This is a genomic window from Phycicoccus sp. Root101 (genome assembly GCF_001426245.1).
In the GTDB taxonomy this organism is placed as follows: Bacteria; Actinomycetota; Actinomycetes; order Actinomycetales; family Dermatophilaceae; genus Pedococcus.
The window spans coordinates 541,622-557,533 of the sequence record NZ_LMCM01000006.1 but is presented as its reverse complement, the minus strand read 5'-3'; the positions used below and the strand labels follow the sequence as shown (position 1 = coordinate 557,533).

General features: G+C 69.5%; 19 protein-coding genes. 11 read left to right on the top strand and 8 right to left on the bottom strand.

Annotation, left to right across the window (positions count from 1 at the left end; all coding sequences use genetic code 11):
• The first annotated feature begins 223 nt into the window (after window positions 1-223).
• The 11 genes from ASC58_RS10030 (at window position 224) to ASC58_RS09980 (ending at window position 9,771) form a co-directional block, all read left to right on the top strand.
• Window positions 224-856 (top strand): PAS and ANTAR domain-containing protein, encoded by a 633-nt coding sequence (locus ASC58_RS10030; protein WP_162246835.1) that lies wholly within the window; start codon window positions 224-226, stop codon window positions 854-856.
• 433 nt (window positions 857-1,289) lie between these two features.
• On the top strand, window positions 1,290-1,829 hold the full coding sequence (locus ASC58_RS21365; RefSeq protein WP_082553135.1) for a hypothetical protein: 540 nt from the start codon (window positions 1,290-1,292) through the stop codon (window positions 1,827-1,829).
• Window positions 1,830-1,928: 99 nt separating this feature from the next.
• Window positions 1,929-2,357: a hypothetical protein gene (locus ASC58_RS10020; protein ID WP_157598423.1), complete on the top strand. Its 429-nt coding sequence runs from the start codon at window positions 1,929-1,931 to the stop codon at window positions 2,355-2,357.
• A gap of 524 nt (window positions 2,358-2,881) precedes the next feature.
• Window positions 2,882-3,970 carry a sigma-70 family RNA polymerase sigma factor gene (locus ASC58_RS20550; protein WP_235529167.1) on the top strand — a complete coding sequence of 363 codons (1,089 nt, stop codon included), beginning with the start codon at window positions 2,882-2,884 and terminating at the stop codon, window positions 3,968-3,970.
• Complete coding sequence (locus ASC58_RS10010) at window positions 3,967-4,860, top strand: STAS domain-containing protein (RefSeq protein ID WP_056919150.1); 894 nt, start codon at window positions 3,967-3,969, stop codon at window positions 4,858-4,860. Before ASC58_RS20550 ends, ASC58_RS10010 begins: the two co-directional genes overlap by 4 nt.
• Window positions 4,857-5,237, top strand: a complete 381-nt coding sequence (locus ASC58_RS10005) for an STAS domain-containing protein (RefSeq protein WP_056919149.1) — start codon at window positions 4,857-4,859, stop codon at window positions 5,235-5,237. Before ASC58_RS10010 ends, ASC58_RS10005 begins: the two co-directional genes overlap by 4 nt.
• Window positions 5,234-5,545 (top strand): phosphatase RsbU N-terminal domain-containing protein, encoded by a 312-nt coding sequence (locus tag ASC58_RS10000; RefSeq protein ID WP_056919148.1) that lies wholly within the window; start codon window positions 5,234-5,236, stop codon window positions 5,543-5,545. Before ASC58_RS10005 ends, ASC58_RS10000 begins: the two co-directional genes overlap by 4 nt.
• 305 nt (window positions 5,546-5,850) lie before the next feature.
• On the top strand, window positions 5,851-7,002 hold the full coding sequence (locus tag ASC58_RS09995; RefSeq protein ID WP_056919147.1) for a N(5)-(carboxyethyl)ornithine synthase: 1,152 nt from the start codon (window positions 5,851-5,853) through the stop codon (window positions 7,000-7,002).
• Window positions 7,003-7,137: 135 nt separating this feature from the next.
• A complete protein-coding gene (locus ASC58_RS09990) occupies window positions 7,138-7,965 on the top strand; it encodes an ABC transporter substrate-binding protein (protein WP_056919146.1) in 828 nt (275 codons plus the stop codon).
• A gap of 93 nt (window positions 7,966-8,058) precedes the next feature.
• Entirely contained in the window at window positions 8,059-8,883 is an 825-nt protein-coding gene (locus ASC58_RS09985; protein ID WP_082553133.1) for an amino acid ABC transporter permease, read from the top strand.
• Between the two features lie 3 nt (window positions 8,884-8,886).
• Window positions 8,887-9,771 carry an amino acid ABC transporter ATP-binding protein gene (locus ASC58_RS09980; RefSeq protein ID WP_056914636.1) on the top strand — a complete coding sequence of 295 codons (885 nt, stop codon included), beginning with the start codon at window positions 8,887-8,889 and terminating at the stop codon, window positions 9,769-9,771.
• A gap of 53 nt (window positions 9,772-9,824) precedes the next feature.
• Here the strand turns inward: ASC58_RS09980 and ASC58_RS09975 are convergent, their stop codons facing one another.
• Genes ASC58_RS09975 through ASC58_RS09940 form a run of 8 tightly spaced genes read right to left on the bottom strand, consistent with a single transcriptional unit; the run spans window position 9,825 to window position 15,911 of the window.
• Window positions 9,825-10,433, bottom strand: coding sequence for a hypothetical protein (locus ASC58_RS09975; protein WP_056919145.1), 609 nt, complete (start codon window positions 10,431-10,433; stop codon window positions 9,825-9,827).
• 43 nt (window positions 10,434-10,476) lie between these two features.
• Window positions 10,477-11,586, bottom strand: a complete 1,110-nt coding sequence (locus tag ASC58_RS09970; protein ID WP_056919144.1) for a sensor histidine kinase KdpD — start codon at window positions 11,584-11,586, stop codon at window positions 10,477-10,479.
• Complete coding sequence (locus tag ASC58_RS09965) at window positions 11,583-12,260, bottom strand: response regulator transcription factor (protein ID WP_056919143.1); 678 nt, start codon at window positions 12,258-12,260, stop codon at window positions 11,583-11,585. The genes ASC58_RS09970 and ASC58_RS09965 overlap by 4 nt, the downstream gene beginning before the upstream one ends.
• Window positions 12,253-12,678, bottom strand: coding sequence for a hypothetical protein (locus tag ASC58_RS20965; RefSeq protein WP_056919142.1), 426 nt, complete (start codon window positions 12,676-12,678; stop codon window positions 12,253-12,255). The genes ASC58_RS09965 and ASC58_RS20965 overlap by 8 nt, the downstream gene beginning before the upstream one ends.
• The gene (locus ASC58_RS09955; RefSeq protein ID WP_056919141.1) at window positions 12,675-13,844 is read right to left on the bottom strand and encodes a molybdopterin-dependent oxidoreductase; all 1,170 of its coding nucleotides are present in this window, start codon (window positions 13,842-13,844) and stop codon (window positions 12,675-12,677) included. The genes ASC58_RS20965 and ASC58_RS09955 overlap by 4 nt, the downstream gene beginning before the upstream one ends.
• Window positions 13,841-14,575 (bottom strand): class I SAM-dependent methyltransferase, encoded by a 735-nt coding sequence (locus tag ASC58_RS09950; RefSeq protein WP_056919140.1) that lies wholly within the window; start codon window positions 14,573-14,575, stop codon window positions 13,841-13,843. Before ASC58_RS09950 ends, ASC58_RS09955 begins: the two co-directional genes overlap by 4 nt.
• Window positions 14,572-15,255, bottom strand: coding sequence for a DUF2064 domain-containing protein (locus ASC58_RS09945; RefSeq protein WP_056919139.1), 684 nt, complete (start codon window positions 15,253-15,255; stop codon window positions 14,572-14,574). Before ASC58_RS09945 ends, ASC58_RS09950 begins: the two co-directional genes overlap by 4 nt.
• Entirely contained in the window at window positions 15,252-15,911 is a 660-nt protein-coding gene (locus ASC58_RS09940) for a glycosyltransferase family 2 protein (protein ID WP_056919138.1), read from the bottom strand. The genes ASC58_RS09945 and ASC58_RS09940 overlap by 4 nt, the downstream gene beginning before the upstream one ends.
• Between the last annotated feature and the right edge of the window lies 1 nt (window position 15,912).

Sequence of the window (15,912 nt, the reverse complement as noted above, 5' to 3'; positions counted from 1 at the left end):
TATGGTGACTGGCAGGCGACTGCCCCCGGCCCCTGAAGGCCCGCGCTGTTGGAGCCGTACCGGGGGCAGTCTGCCGGCTAACTACCCTGACGGGCCGTGGTCCATTCCCTCGAATGCGCTGGGATCAGCGGTGCCGATCTGTGGCATCCTGTGAATTGGTCAAGGAGCGGCCGCCCCTTTAGCAGCGATCCTGATGAGGCGCTTTGGTGGTAGGAGGTCCTTCATGTCGTCACCACGAGTGGATGAGCCGAAGCTCGCCTTCGAGTACGACGTCCTCGCAGGGCGCTGGTCGTGGTCGACGGGCCTGCGGGCTCTTCACGGCCTGTCGGTGGACGACGTCCCCACTACGGAGATCATGCTCGACCGAATGGTGGAGGAACATCGCGACGAGATGCTCGCCCGGTTCCAGAAGCATCTCGCCACGCCGGGCCCCTATACCTGCGTCTATGAGCTGCGCGACCCGCACGGGCGCTTACGTCGAGTCCGCTACGTGGGGTACGCCGAGGCGTACCAGGGCCAGGTCACACGCCTTTTCGGCTTTGTCCTCGACCTCACGGACATGCTGCGTGAGTACGCCAACGAGGCGGTCCACGGTGCAATGGAACACCGGGCGGCGATCGAGCAGGCCAAGGGGGCGCTGATGCTGAGCTTCGGCATCGACGACGAGGCGGCGTTCGACCTTCTGCGCACCTACTCCAGTCGGTCAAACCTCAAGCTTTCTGTGGTGGCCGCGCGCATCACCGAAGGGCTGTCAGACCCGAGGTACTCGAGCCTCGACCCGGGTCGCAACCTGCTCAACATCCTGGCGGCCTTCGGTCCCGCAGCTGCGGAGCCCGCCGACGCCGCAACTGGTTGAGGGCACGGGAAGCCACGGACGCGCGGTTCGCGCATCGACTCGTCCGAGGGCTTGAAGGTTCTCGAAGGGCTCATGGGCGTTCCTCCTGCGCCCGTCCGGGGCCGTGAACGAGGCATCGCGTCACGTGAGGGGGGCATCGGCGTCCACACGTCGTCCGTGTGCGTGGGACACGTCCTCGCGCTGCAGCTTCGATCGGGCGTTGCCTGCCCTCGGCCGCGAAACACCCGCTCCACGAGTGCCTCGGAGCTCTTCCTCGCCCCGTCTGGGCAGCTTCAGGCGCGAACACCCGACGAACCGCCGCATCATCGCCGCGTCATGTCGAGGAGGTGAGGGGGTCTTCATGGGTGTGACGGGAGAGTGCAGGGCCGACCTGGTCCGCCGTCAGCAGCAACTCGATCCTCAAGGGCCCACCGGCCCGCCCAAGGAGAACCTCATGATGAAGACCAAGCTCATCGGAACCGGAACGGCCATCCTCATCGCAGGCGCCGTGGGGCTCGTCCCTTCAGCCACCTCGGCCAGCGCGGCACCGCCGCGCGCGACGGTGGCCCCGGCGGCGCAACCCGCAGCCACCACTCTGCCTGTGACGGGAACGCTGCCAGACGGCACAGCCTTCGTCGGCAGCCTCAGCAACCTGACCACCTCTGTCGTCAACGGAGTGGTCCAGCTCTCAGGCACCATCAGCGGTACCGGCCTGCCAGCGGGTGGAACGACCTTCACGGCCCCCGTGCAGAACCTTGCCGCGCCCGACGGATGCAGCATCCTCAACCTGGACCTCGGTCCACTGCACCTCGACGTGCTCGGGCTCGTCATCGACCTCGCGCCAGTCGTCCTGGACGTCACGGCCGTGCCGGGTGCGGGCAACCTCTTGGGCAACCTGCTGTGCGCCGTCGCCGGGCTGTTCGACGGTCCCGGCAACGCGCTGGGTGGTGTCGCGGCCCTGCTCAACCGCCTCCTCACGGGCCTGGGTCTCTGACTCCAGCCCCTTCCTGCCCCGCGGTGGCGCTCCCCCCCTCATTCCGGAGTGCCACCGCGGCCCGGCCGCCATCATTCCGTCAACCCCATGGAGCCCCCGATGACCGTGATCGCCTTCAAGCCGAGAGCTCGATCCAGTTCTTCCGAGCGATATCCACGCGACACCACCCCGATCGTCGGTCGGTTCCGCTCACCACGCGGACGGATGGGGGCGATGGTGGGCAGCCTTCGTCTCACCCGTCTGGTCATCGCGCCTCGGGGCGCATTCGTCTCGGGCATCTTCACCGGGGAGCTCCGCGAGCCGGACGGCACCCTGATCGGTGTGGACACGCGACGTGCCACCGTGCCCGCGGACCTCGTGCGTGACGAACAGGGTCTTCGCCCCGTCGTCCGTGGATTGAAGCTCGACCTCATGGGTATGACCATCGACGTGGATGCCTTCGTCATCGATCCCTGCCTGGCGTTTCCTCGCGGTCACGGTCCCCGCCGCGGCAAGTCAGCAGCAGCAAAGGAAATGGTCCGCCGGTGATCGCCCTCGCCCTCGCGACGCCCCTCCTCGCCCTCGGTCTCATGCACCTGCTGCACAAGGTGGAGCTCTGGACGCTCCACAGCGACCCTGGCCCCATGGCGCGACGGCGGTGACCGCAACCACCGCGTCAACCCAACCCGACGCCCCGGAACACCTACGTCGGGGGGAGGTCGCCAGTGTCCTGCCCCCACGGTGACCATCGGGATGTGCATGAAGACCCAGCCGTACGTGGCTCGGTGGACGGTTTCCCAGTCCCCCTTCCCCGAGACCCGCCGCTACCGCCCGGGTATGTCGACCCGCTCGCGGAGAGCACGCTGCTGGCGGGGATGGCTCCCGTCGGGGGGCCCGACACCCGGTCCCCGGGCGCCGAGAGCGATGACGCCGAAGGCGATCCCGGCAGTTCCTGAAACGGGTCAGGGCTGCGTTGCCTGCAGGAGGCCTACCTTGCTGGCTACTGCCTCGCGCTCCGACAAAGCCGCACGTCAGAGAGGTGGAGCGCCGTCCTCCGGCGTAGGGTCGGCCTCGTGACGACGGCCAGGACGGCGGACCAGCCTCCAGAGCCGGGAGGGGCGGAGGACGTCGCCGCTCTGATCCCGATGCTGCGCCGCATCGTCGCGGCTCGCGTCGGACAGCATCCGTCGGCTGAGGATCTCGTGCAGGAAACTCTTGTGCGGGTCCTGGCCGCCGAGGACCGGATCGAACCCGGCATGATCGAGCCATACGCGATCGCGACCGTCCGCAACGTCATGGCGACGATGTGGCGCAGGGACGACCGTGAGGTGCGCAATCGACACAGGGTCTTCGATCCCACCCAGCCGGATGACGTCGAGAACGTGCTGGTCGCCTCGGAGGAGCAGCTCGCCATCAACGAGGCCCTGCGCAGGCTCACCGACCGCGAGAGACAGGTGCTGCTCGCCCACGAGGTCAGCGGCGCCGCCACGCAGATGCTGGCCGACGAAGCGGGGAGCACGGCCGGGGCTGTTGCCGCCCAGCTCAAGAGAACACGCGCGCGGCTCCGCGTCGAGTACCTCTTGGCGCTCGACCACATCGAGCCACCCACCGACAGGTGCAGGCCTGTCCTCCTGGCTCTGTCGAGTGCTGACCGGCGTCGCCAGCGTGAGGTGGACGCTGCCCGGCACCTGCTGGAGTGCGACGTGTGCGCCCGGCTCAGCGAACCGCTGCTGGACCGTGGACCGGTCCGGGACGATGTTCTCCACGTGACCATCGGAGCCGACCCTGACATCGTGTCCGCCCGGCGAGCGGCACGAGACCTGGCCGCCCAGGCCGGCTTCACCGGCACCGACCTCACCATGCTTGCCACCGCTGTCTCCGAGGTCGCCCGCAACATCGTCCGGTTCGCCGACAACGGCGACGTGACGATCGAGCTCCTGGAGCGGCCACGCCGCGGGATCCGGGTGGTCGCCAGGGACATGGGACCGGGCATCGCGGACGTCGAGGCCGCGCTCCAGGACGGCTACAGCACCTACAGCGGGCTCGGGTTGGGCCTTCCCGGCGCCCGACGACTCATGGACGAGTTCAACCTCGTCTCGGAGGCAGGTCACGGAACGACTGTCAGCATGACCAAGTGGTTCGACCCGAAGGGATCCGCATGAACACCGACGAAACCGCGATGGACACGGAACCAGGCTCCTCGTTGTCGGGGAACCATCTCCTGCCGCAGCTGGTGGCCCACCTGAGGGAGCACCGGGCCAAGCTGCGCGACGAGTGGGCTTCCCGGATCCGTGACGCCCACCTGCTCGAGGCGATGACCCCACAGGAGATGGTCGCCGAGACCACCTCGGTGTACGACAACTATGTCGAGGTGCTCGAGACCGGGAGCGTCGAGGCGCTGCAGCACTACGCCCGTGACCTCTCGGAACGCATCATCCCCAGAGGCGTGGAAACCCATGAGGTCGTCGGCATCGTCCTCCTTCTGCGCGACGTCCTCGCACGCTCGCTGTTCGAGAAGTACCAACGAGACTTCGGGCTGCTCAACCAGATCCTCGATGCCTACGAGCCCGCCGCGAACCGCATCGCGAACACCGTCGCCGTCAGCTTCGTGGACGAGCGCGAGCGGGTCATCCGCCAGCAGCAGGATGCCATCCGTGAGTTGTCCACGCCTGTGCTGCCCGTGCGCGAGAGGCTTCTCATCCTCCCGATCATCGGTGTCCTGGACAGCGAGCGTGCCAAGCAGCTCACCGAGCAGCTGCTGAGCGGCATACGCACCCATCGCGCCAAGGTGGTCGTCATCGACATCACCGGCGCTCCGGACGTCGATGAGACGGTCGCCAACCACCTCGTGCAGACCGTGGACGCGTCGCGACTGATGGGGGCAAGCGTCATCATCACCGGCCTGTCGCCAACCATCGCCCAGACCTTGGTCACCATCGGTGTCGACCTGAGCAAGATGAACACCATCGGCGACCTCCAAGGGGGTCTCGAGGAGGCAGAGCGCCTGCTTGGCTACTCCGTCACCCGCAAGGAGGTGAGTGAAGGCTCGTGAACTCAGGACCGGCGCTCGTCTCCATCCTGCGACAAGGCGACACCCTTGTGGCGTCGGTTCACACTGCCCTCGACGACTCCGAGATGATCCGGTTCCAGAACGACCTCGTGAGGCAGATCGGCGAGGTCCGGGCGCGCGGGATCATCATCGACGTCGCCGCCCTCGACGTGATCGACAGCTTCGGGTCCCGAACCCTGCGCTCCATCGCCGACATCGCCCGGTTGCGGGGTGCGACCACCGTGATCGTGGGCATCCAGCCCGAGGTGGCTTTCGCGATGGTGCGCCTGGGCATGGACATGGGGCAGGTGCCGACCGCCCTGGACCTGGAGGAAGGCCTCGCCTACCTCGCCCGGCTTCGGGCTGTGGGTGCTTCGTGACCAGGCTGGAGGACCTGCTGCGTGACTACCGGGCCGCATTCCTGCGCTACCTCCCACAGCGGAGTGAAGCAGCGCTGGCGCTCGGCTACCAGCTGGGGCGCAACGCGATCGACGACAGGGTGAGCCTCCTGAACCTTGTCGGAGTCCATCACCGAGTGTTGGCCGAAGTCCTCGCCGGGGCGCAGGAGCAGGAGATACCTTCGATCACGGCGGCGGCCAGCGACTTCCTCGTCGAAGTCCTGTCGACCTTCGACATGGCCCATCGAAGCGTGCACGACCGTCCGACGACCTCCACAGGGGATGGATGAGGGCGGCCGCGCGGACCTCGGACTGCCAGCTGGTCGAGGGCTGACTTCGTGCTCGCCTACACGCGCACCGGGCAAACGGGCGAACGGATCGACCACAGGCGATTCCTCGCCTGCCGAAGTTGTCATATCCCTTCATCCGCTGCAGATTGCATGTAATCCAGAGCGCATACGAGCAGGTCGGCTCCGGTCAGAGTCAGGGCCGACGCGGACCTCGCTCGTCGGCTCCGATCACGGAGGAACCGACGACGACCTCAGGGACGACGTGTCGAGTGTGTTAGACAGTGGACCCACTCGAAGGGGTATCCGTGCAGCAGCTCAGCCTTGGAATCGTCTCCCGCTCACGCAAGGAGAACGAACGCCGACTTCCCATCCACCCGCGGCACCTGGAACGCCTCGACCCGGCACTGCGGGGGCAGGTCTTCCTCGAGCAGGGGTACGGCGAGAACTTCGGGATCTCGGACGAGCAGCTGCGCCCGTTCGTCGGCGGGATCCTCTCCCGCCAGCAGCTCGTGGACGAGTGCGACGTCATCATGCTGCCCAAGCCCCTCGCGGCCGACGTCGCGGAGCTGCGGGAGGGCCAGGTCCTCTGGGGGTGGCCGCACTGCGTCCAGGACGCCGAGATCACCCAGCTGGCGATCGACAAGCGGCTGACGCTCATCGCGTTCGAGGCGATGAACCACTGGCGCCCCGATGGTGCCTTCAACCTGCACGTGCTGCACAAGAACAACGAGCTCGCCGGCTACGCGTCGGTGCTGCACGCGCTCTCGCTGGTGGGATCGACAGGTGACTACGGACGTCGACTGAGTGCCGCCGTCATCGGCTTCGGTGCCACGGCCCGTGGCGCAGTGACCGCCCTCAGCGCCCTGGGCCTCAACCAGGTGGACGTCCTCAGCCTGCGGGAGGTCGCCGAGATCGCGTCGCCCATCCACTCGGCGAACATCGTCAACTTCGACCGGCCCGAGGGCGGGAGCGGCAGCGTCGCCTACACGGAGAACGGCCCGGTGCCGTTGGCGACCTACCTGGCCGAGCACGACATCATCGTCAACTGCGTGCTGCAGGACCCGAACGCGCCGATGGTGTTCCTCCACGACGCGGACCTGCCGACGCTGGCGCCCGGCACGCTGGTCATCGATGTCTCGTGCGACGAGGGCATGGGTTTCAGCTGGGCCAGACCGACGACGTTCGAGGACCCGATGTTCACCGTGGGTGAGCACGTCCGCTACTACGGGGTCGACCACAGCCCGTCCTACCTCTGGGACTCCGCGACCTGGGAGATCAGCGAGGCACTGCTTCCCCACGTGGCGACGGTGCTGGCGGGGTCCGCCGCGTGGGACTCGGACGAGACCATCAAACGCGCCGTCGAGATCCGTGACGGCGTGATCGGCAACCCCGCGATCCTCGCCTTCCAGTCCCGCGACGAGGAGTACCCGCACGTCAGGGCCTCGGAGCGGCCCTGAGCCGCGGTCCCCGCGCAGCAGGTCACGATTCGGGGTTGCCTGAAGTCAAGGCGGTGTATGCCGCCCAGCGCTGGGTACTGTCGGCGGCAGTCAGACGTGGGTCGACCACGTTCACTACCGCCTAGGAGTACTCCGGTGACCACCTCACGCACACGCCGCGCCAGCGCCCTCGCTGTCGTCGCGCTCACGTCCACGTTGGCCCTTGCCGCGTGCGGTTCCGGTGACGATGCCGCCCCCGCCGCCACGAACTCCGCTGGCGTGGCGCTGATCACGGGGGGCAAGCTCAAGGCCTGCACCCACCTGTCCTACAAGCCGTTCGAGTTCAAGGAAGGCTCCGAGGTCGTCGGCTTCGACGTGGACCTCATGGACCTCGTCGCCAAGAAGCTCGGGGTCGAGCAGGAGGTCGTCGACATCGAGTTCGCGACGATCACGTCGGGTGCTGCCTTCGCGGCCAAGAAGTGCGACGCCGGCTACGGGGCGACGACGATCAACGACAAGCGCAAGCAGGCCATCAGCTTCTCGGACCCGTACTTCGACTCGACGGCGGCACTCATCACCAAGAAGGACTCGGGTGTCACCGACCTCGCCAGCCTCAAGGGCAAGAAGATCGGCGTCCAGACCGACACCACGGGCCAGGAGTTCGCCGAGAAGGAAAAGGGGGCCAACGGCTTCACGCCGGTGGTCTTCGATGACCTGCCGACCCAGCTCGCGGCCGTGCTCGCAGGTCGGGTGGACGCCGCGATCAACGACAACGGGCCCCTCCTGGACTACGTGAAGGACAACCCGACGACCGCGGTCGTCAAGGAGTTCGACACCGGCGAGCAGTACGGCCTGATGTTCAAGAAGGACGCCAACGGTCAGAAGCTCACCGAGCTGACCAACGAGGTACTCAAGGCTGCAGTCGCCGACGGCAGCTACAACACGATCTACAAGAAGTGGTTCGGAGTCGACGCACCGAAGTGACCTCGCGCAGCGTGGGGGGCGGCAGTACGGTTTCGACCGGCCGTCGCCCCTCGGCGTTGCGGCCCATGACCCCGCAGGTCGGCAGGAGAGCTGATGAGCGCCACCCACACCGAAGCGCCACCGAAGAAGAAGCTGTCCCCGCGCAGGCGCGCCCAGCGGATCCGGTGGGTGCAGTACGCAGTTCTCGTCGGCGTGGCGCTGGTCATCGCGTTCGTCGCGGACTGGGGCCAGATCCAGCAGCAGTTCTTCCGCAGCGACCTGATCAGGACCACCCTGACCGAGGGCGTCGGGGGTGCGCTCAAGAACACCATCGTCTACACAGCCGGCGCCTTCGTCATCGGCCTCCTGCTGGGCACGGTGCTGGCCCTCATGCGACTGTCGTCGGTCGCCCCCTACCGGTGGATCGCGACCATCTGGATCGAGTTCTTCCGAGGCCTTCCGGCGATCATCGTCTTCATCGCGTTCGGCCTCATGTCGCTGGCCTTCGAGGGGTTCGTCATCCCGTACGACCCCTACGGAACGGTGTGGGTCGCCCTCGGCCTCGTCGCCTCCGCCTACATGGCCGAGACGATCCGAGCGGGAATCCAGGCCGTACCGCCCGGACAGATCGAAGCTGCTCGTTCGCTCGGTATGCCGTCCGGCGTCGCCACGCGGAAGATCGTCCTGCCGCAGGCCTTCCGGGTCATCACTCCGCCGTTGACGAATGAGCTCATCCTCCTCGTCAAGGACTCCTCGCTCGTCTACGTCCTGGGGCTGTCGGCCTCGGGCTACGAGCTGACCAAGTACGGACGCCAGCTCTCCAGCGACAACGCCAGCCTGACACCTCTCGTGGTGGCCGGCTTCTGCTACCTGATCATCACCCTCCCGCTCTCCATCATCGTGCGCCGCATGGAAGCCCGACAGAAGAAGGAGCGCTGAGCCGTGACCGCACCCACCCCGGCCGCCCCGATCGTCGAGGTCACCGACCTCCACAAGTCGTTCGGCGCCAACGACGTCCTGCGCGGGCTGAGTGCCACCATCCGCCAGGGCGAGGTCGTCTGTGTCATCGGTCCCTCAGGTTCCGGCAAGTCGACCTTCCTGCGCTGCATCAACCTCCTCGAGAGCCCCACGAGCGGCTCGATCAAGGTGGGAGGGGAGGAGGTCAACGACCCCGACTGCGACATCGACGCCATCCGTCGCAACATGGGCATGGTCTTCCAGCAGTTCAACCTCTTCCCGCACCTGTCGGTCCTCGAGAACTGCACGGTCGCCCAGACCACGGTGCTCAAGCGGAGCAAGGACGAGGCCCAGGCCAAGGCCCGCGAGAACCTCGAGAAGGTCGGCCTCTCCGAGAAGGAGGACGCCTTCCCCGCGCAGCTCTCGGGTGGTCAGCAGCAGCGCGTCGCCATCGCCCGAGCGCTGTCGATGGACCCCAAGCTGATGCTCTTCGATGAGCCGACATCCGCCCTGGACCCCGAACTGGTGGGTGACGTCCTCTCAGTCATGCGCCGGCTCGCCAGCGAGGGAATGACGATGTTCGTCGTGACCCACGAGATGGCCTTCGCCCGCGATGTCGCCGATCGCGTGATCTTCATGGACGGTGGCGTCATCGTCGAGGAGGGCGCGCCCGAGCAGGTCATCGGAGAGCCCACCGAGGAGCGGACCAAGGTCTTCCTGCAGCGCGTGCTCGACCCGACGCACGTCGAAGCGGGAGCCGAGGACGCGGCATACGCCAAGCGTCACGTGGGTGAGGTCGCAGCCGACGACGTCGATGAGCGCCACCCGGCCACGCACGGTCGCAACGGCGGTGGCGCCGGCCGCGGCTGACAGAGCACCCAGGGGGCGGTTCCGTCCGTGAGCCGTGCGCCTTCCCAGCGCCCTCAGGAATCGGTGACGGCTCGCTCTGCGCCCTCGGCGAAGAAGGCCGCCACGTCGTCCAGCTCTGCCATCAGCCTGGCCGCCCCGAACGACTGGTTCCAGAAGTCGCCCTGTCGCCGCCGCCACGGACCGACGTAGGCGTAGGGCTCGGGGATGACCGCATCGCCGGGGGAGACCCCGTAGTTGACCTCGCCGAGCGAGATGCCGATGTCGAAGTGCTCGGGCCAGAGCACCGGCTCCTCGGACGCCGCGAACGTGCGCAGTGCCGCGTCGCCCCGGGCGAACGCGTCGAGCAGCACGCCGACGTGGTCGGAGTCGGTCACGATCGAGTCCTCCGGGGCGACGTCGACGGTGTCGCTGTAGACGTCGCCCAGCCCGCGGGGCGTCACCCCAAGGACTGCGGCCGCCGCGGCATAGGTCCCGGTCAACGGGTGCCGCCCGCCCGGTCCGACCAGCTCGGAGCCAAGCAGCCGCAGGTCGGGCCGGGCCACGGTCGCGATGCCGCCGGGGACGACGCGCAGGCGGATGTCGCCGCAGGCGTCGTACTGGGGGCCCGCGAGGAGGAGCTCGGCCACCGCGTGCAGGCTGGTGCGGGTCTGGGTGAGGTCCACGTCGTTCTCCGATCGACTCCCGGCCACAGGAACGTACTTCTGACTAGGCGGGCAGGCGGACGACGAAGCGGCAGCCGTTGCCGTGGTTGCTGACGGTCACGGTTCCCTGGTGTGCCTCGACGAGCCCTCGCACGATGGCCAGGCCGAGGCCGGCGCCGGTGTCCGGACCCGGTGTCCGGGCGCGGGTGCCGCGCCAGCCCACCTCGAACACCGACTCGAGGTCGTCGGGGTCGATGCCGCCACAGCCGTCGCTCACGGTGAGCTCGACGGTGTCCCCGGCCGTGCGGCCCTCGACGAGGACGACCCCGTCGGTCGGGGTGTGGCGGATGGCGTTCATGACGAGGTTCCCCACCACCCGGGACAGCGCCGTGGCGTCGGCGCGGACCTCGACGTCGGGCACGACGTTCCCGCCGAGCTCGACACCGCGGGTGGTGGCCACCGGGGTGGCGCCGGCGATGGACTCGCTGACGACGTCCCGCAGGACCATGGGTTCCAGGGTCAGGTTGAGCGCGCCGGCGTGGATGCGGGACAGCTCGAACAGATCGTCGACCATGCCGGCCATCCGGTTCGTCTCCGTCAGCATCTGCCGGTGGTAGCGCCGCGGGTCGCTGGCCACGCCGTCGTCGAGCGCCTCGGCCATGGCACGCAACCCAGCCAACGGGGTCCGCAGGTCGTGGGACACCCAGGCGACGAGCTCGCGGCGGGACTGCTCGAGCTGGCGTTCGCGCGCCTGGGAGGTACGCAACCGTTCACTGCTGCGTGCCAGCTCGTCCGCGACCTCGCGCATCTCTGACGGGTCTCCGGCGGGCGCGTCCACGTCCTGCCCCGCACCGACAGCAGCGGCCATGCCTCGGAGTCTTCGCGCGGACAGGGCCAGGGTGCGGGCCAGCAGGAGCGCGAACGCTGCCGACACCACACCGGAGACACCGCAGACGAGGACGATGACGCCCAGGTCGTGGCTCGAGAGGAACATCGCCCGTGCAGTTCCGACGACACCGGCGACGACACCGCCGACGGCGACGACGGCGATGAGCCCGGCGGACCAGCGGATGGGCGCGCGTCGGATGCGCCACCCGATGAGGGCACCGACGACACCGACGCCCAGGGACCAGCCGGCGGCGATGAGGACCACGGTGACCTGGTCGCCGGTCACTGCGGTTCCCACCGGTAGCCGACGCCCCACACGGTGAGCAGCCGGGCCGGGCGACGTGGGTCGGTCTCGACCTTCTCGCGCAGGCGGCGGACGTGGACGGTGACGGTGGACTGGTCACCGAACGACCAGCCCCACACCTCGCGCAGCAGCGCGTCGCGGGACCAGACCTGTCGGGGGTTGGCGACCAGGAAGTGCAGCAGGTCGAACTCGCGCACCGTCAGCGGGAGGACGGCACCGGCCAGCGTCGCCGTGTGCCCGGACGGCTCGACCACGAGGTCGCCGTCGGTCACGGTCGCGCCCTTGGGGTGTCGTTGCCCGACGCGACGCAGGACGGAGTCGACGCGCAGGGCGAGCTCGCGGGGACTGAACGGTTTCGTGACGTAGTCGTCGGCACCGAGCCGTAGACCGACGAGGCGGTCGGTCTCGGCGCCGAGGGCGGTGAGCATGATGATCGGGACGTCGCTGCTCTCGCGCAGCCGGCGGCACACCTCGAGCCCGTCGACGCCGGGGAGCATCAGGTCGAGGACGACCAGGTCGGCACCGCGGCCGCGCATGGCTCGCAGCGCACCCTCGCCGTCACCGGCTTCCTGTACGCGGTGTCCACCGGCCCGCAGGTAGGACACGACGACCTCGCGGACGGTGAGGTCGTCGTCGACGACGAGGACCTCAGCCACGGGGTGCTCCTTCGCGTCGGTCGTGGACGGCCACAGCTGCCGCTGCGACCAAGACTACGGCGACGACCGCGGCCCATCCTGCGGCATACGGACGGTCGAGGAGGGTGGGGTTGTCGGCCTTCGCGCCGAACCGGCCCAGCACCGGCACCGCCAGCAGCGTCAGTGGGCCGAGGACGACCAGGACCAGCAGTGCGGCACGACGGCCCCAGGTCGGCAGGACGCGCGCCGCCGCGACCCCGACGAGGACGACCACGGGGGCGAGGAGCCCGTCGTGGACGACCACGACACCGGCCAGCCAGGGGACGGTCGCCAGGAGGTTGCCCCAGCCGAGGCCGAGGAGGCGCACGACGCCATACAGGCCGAGCACGAGCCCCACCGCGCCGATGACGGTGCGTGTGCCGCGCAGGGTGCCGGTCATGCCTGCACCTCGATCCGGTTGACCCACTTCGTCTGCAGCGCGCCGGGGCGGTTGGGAGCGATGATCCGGCACGGGTACCCGTGGTCGAGGGACAGTCGTTCGCCGTCGAGGGTCAGGGCGAGGATGGCTTGCGGATCGGCGGCCACGTTGCCCGGCATTCGGCTCCGACTCGACGCACCGCCGCGTTGGAGGGACTCGACGAGGACCGCCGAGCCGGTGGGCGCGTCGACCAGGGCCATGAGCTCGGTGATGCGCACCCCGGTCCACGTGCCGGTGGCGCTCCACCCTTCGACGCAGGCGATGGGCAGGGTGGCTGTGGTCTGCGGCATGGACTCCAGGTCTGCTCGGGTCAGCTGTCGGTGGACACCGCCCCGGCTGACGGCGAGGGTGAACCCGGGGTCGGCCGCGGCGGTCGTGACGCCCGCGGCGGCGGCGGACTTGTTGACGGGCACGTTGCCGGGCCCTGTGCCGGAGCGTGGGGCGAGGGCCGACAGGCGCCTGACGCCCGGAACCCCGGAGGCGGCGCTGGTCACCACGGCGACGCCGGCCGCCGCCCAGGTGGCCCGCAGGATGGTGCGTCGGGACACAGCACCCGGCACGGGTGCCACCTCTGGCCCCAGCCAGGCGCTGCGAATGACGGGCAGCTTCACCGCGACGTGGACGAGCAGGGAGCCCATGGCTACCCAGCCGAGGGCGAAGTGCGTGGACCGGAACGAGAACGACCACGGGTACCACTGGGCGGAGTTCGCCAGACCGGTGACGAGCTGGAACGACGCGCTGGAGACCAGCACCAGGATGGACAACCGTTCGACGGCGTCGAGCAGCCTGGCTCGGGTCGGCGTCGGTGGGCGCCGGAACAGCTGGGGGAACACCGACCACAGCTTGACCAGCAGCAACGGCACGGCCGCGGTCCCCGCCGCGACGTGCACGCCCTGGGTGACCCGGTACAGCCAGATGGGTCGGGTCGGCAGGGGGACCAGCGGGTTCGGCAGCTGTGCGAGGTGGCTCCAGACACCGGTGAGGAAGGCCACCAGGAAGCAGACGCCGAGCCAGGTCCCGACCCGCGCCGTGAGCTGCGGGCTGCGGGCAGGGCTGGTGAAGTCCTCCGGCGTGGGGGCTCGGTCGAGGAGGCTCGTGAGGGAGTCGGTGAAACGGGTGCCGCTCACGACTTCACGCCGGTGGACGGGGCCAGGACGCCGACCGTGCGTCCGTGTCGTTGGGTGACGGCAGCGACGACGAGGCCGGCCGCGGAGGCAGCCTGCGGCAAGGCGTCGGGGCCGAGCTCCGCCCACGGGAACGACGTGGACGCGAGGCCGCCGGCGCGCAGGTGCAGCTGGTGGACGCGCAGGCCGGTGCCCGCCTTCGCGAGGTCGACGACCACACGACCGTGGTCGTGGATGAGGTGCCTGGCGCGGGCGAGGAGGGCGGTGGGGTCGCCGCCGATGCCGATGTTGCCGTCCGCGAGCAGGACGGTCTCCCACGTTCCCTCACCCGGCAGGGGGTCGAACAGGCTGCCGCACTCGACGGGCACGCCACGTCGTCTGGCTTCGACCAGCGCTGTTCGGGAGGTGTCGACGCCGAGGACGTCGTGGCCCCGGGTGCGGAGCTCGGCCGCCAGGCGACCGGGACCGCACCCCAGGTCGATGGTGGAGCCGTGGCAGTGGTCGAGCAGGAACCTGTCGCTGCGGGAGGCCTTGCCCGTCCAGCTCCGGACGGGGAGGTCCCGATGGGTGGTGTGCCCCTCGATCACCGCCGTGAGCGTCCCCAGGGCGAGGGCCGTGGCGAACACCCGCGCAGGTGAGGCATGACCGGGACGGCCCCCCGCCTCCGCGTCCGTGAACGGGCCGACGCGAGCAGCCCCCGCGGTGATGCCTGCCGGGCTGGTGACGGTGCTCATGCGGTCCTGCTCTCCGGGGTGGTGTCCAGCTGCCGCCACGCGTGGGCGAACCTGGTGTGCGGTGCTGCTGCGGCGACTGCGTGGGCGTCCGAGGCGGTGTCGACGTCTCCGAGCTCGGCGGTGTGCAGGACGGTCCCGGCAGCGCCCTCCACGGCGGCCCGGGTGCGCACCCACGTGTCCGGGTGGGACATCGGCACCAGGTGCAGCCCGGCCACGTCCCCGGGCGAGGTGGTGGCCAGCACCCACCAGCCTCCGTCCGGCGCACGCCCCAGGACGGGGCGACCGTCACGGGTGGCCGCGATGACGTCCTCGAGGTGCCCGGCGGTGACGTGGGGCGTGTCCATCCCGAGCTGGACGACCGGGCCGCCGTGGGTGGCGTGGACGTCCCGGTGCGCGGTGGCGAGCCGGTGCGCGAACGTCGGACCGTCCTGGCCGACCACGTGCCAACCGGTCAGCGCCTGGAGCAGCTGGGCGGGGTCGACGGCACGGTGGAGGCTCCCGGCCAGCGCGAGCACGCGACGTCCCTGCGGAAAGACGGACTCGCACACGGCCAGCGTGTCCAGCAGGGCCGCCTGCGCCAGGCGTGCGGCGTGGTGTGCTCCCACGGTGGCTGCGAGGCGGGTCTTCACCTCACCCGCGACCGGGGCCTTGGCCACCACGAGGATCGTCGCGCCGTTCACGGGAGGGCCTTGACGAGGTCGTGCGCAGCCCTGGCCGAGCCGAGCAAAGAGCCGGACACCTTGGAGGTCGTGCCCTCGGCCCGCGGCCGGTACGTCATGTCGTGCTCGACGACGGACCATCCTGCTCGGTGTGCCCTCACCAGGACCTCCACCGGGTACCCGAAGCGCAGGTCCCGGACCCCGAGCGCGAGCAGGTCTGCGCGGCGCGTCACCCGAACGGAGGGGACGTCATGGAGCCGCAACCCGGTGCGTCTGCCGATCCACCACGCCGCCACCACGTTGAAGACCTTCGCGTGCCAGTCCATGGTGGCTCTGGTGACGGGGCGGCGTCGCCCGACGGCCATCGTGGCCCGGCCTCCGGCGACGTCCTCGAGCAGGGGGAGCAGCTCCGCCGGGTCCAGCGAACCGTCGCCGTCCATCACGGCGACGTACCTCGCTCGGGCCGCGGCCACTCCGGCCTGGACCGCTGCGCCGTACCCGGGACGGTGCTCGACCACCACCCGCGCCCCCAGCCCGCGGGCGACGTCGGCGGTTCCGTCGGTCGAGCCGTTGTCGACGACCAGGACGGACATGCCCGCGGGAACCCTGGCGAGCAGGGCCGGCAGGGCTCGCGCCTCGTTGCGGCACGGGAGGATGAGTTCGCAGTCCAGGACCATG

Excerpts from the sequence above, each read along its gene's own strand:
- ASC58_RS09940 (WP_056919138.1), bottom strand. The coding sequence starts at position 15,911 with ATGGTCCTGGACTGCGAACTCATCCTCCCGTGCCGCAACGAGGCGCGA.
- ASC58_RS09985 (WP_082553133.1), top strand. The coding sequence starts at position 8,059 with ATGAGCGCCACCCACACCGAAGCGCCACCGAAGAAGAAGCTGTCCCCG.
- ASC58_RS10020 (WP_157598423.1), top strand. The coding sequence starts at position 1,929 with ATGACCGTGATCGCCTTCAAGCCGAGAGCTCGATCCAGTTCTTCCGAG.
- ASC58_RS20965 (WP_056919142.1), bottom strand. The coding sequence starts at position 12,678 with ATGACCGGCACCCTGCGCGGCACACGCACCGTCATCGGCGCGGTGGGG.
- ASC58_RS10010 (WP_056919150.1), top strand. The coding sequence starts at position 3,967 with ATGAACACCGACGAAACCGCGATGGACACGGAACCAGGCTCCTCGTTG.
- ASC58_RS09950 (WP_056919140.1), bottom strand. The coding sequence starts at position 14,575 with ATGAGCACCGTCACCAGCCCGGCAGGCATCACCGCGGGGGCTGCTCGC.
- ASC58_RS21365 (WP_082553135.1), top strand. The coding sequence starts at position 1,290 with ATGATGAAGACCAAGCTCATCGGAACCGGAACGGCCATCCTCATCGCA.
- ASC58_RS10030 (WP_162246835.1), top strand. The coding sequence starts at position 224 with ATGTCGTCACCACGAGTGGATGAGCCGAAGCTCGCCTTCGAGTACGAC.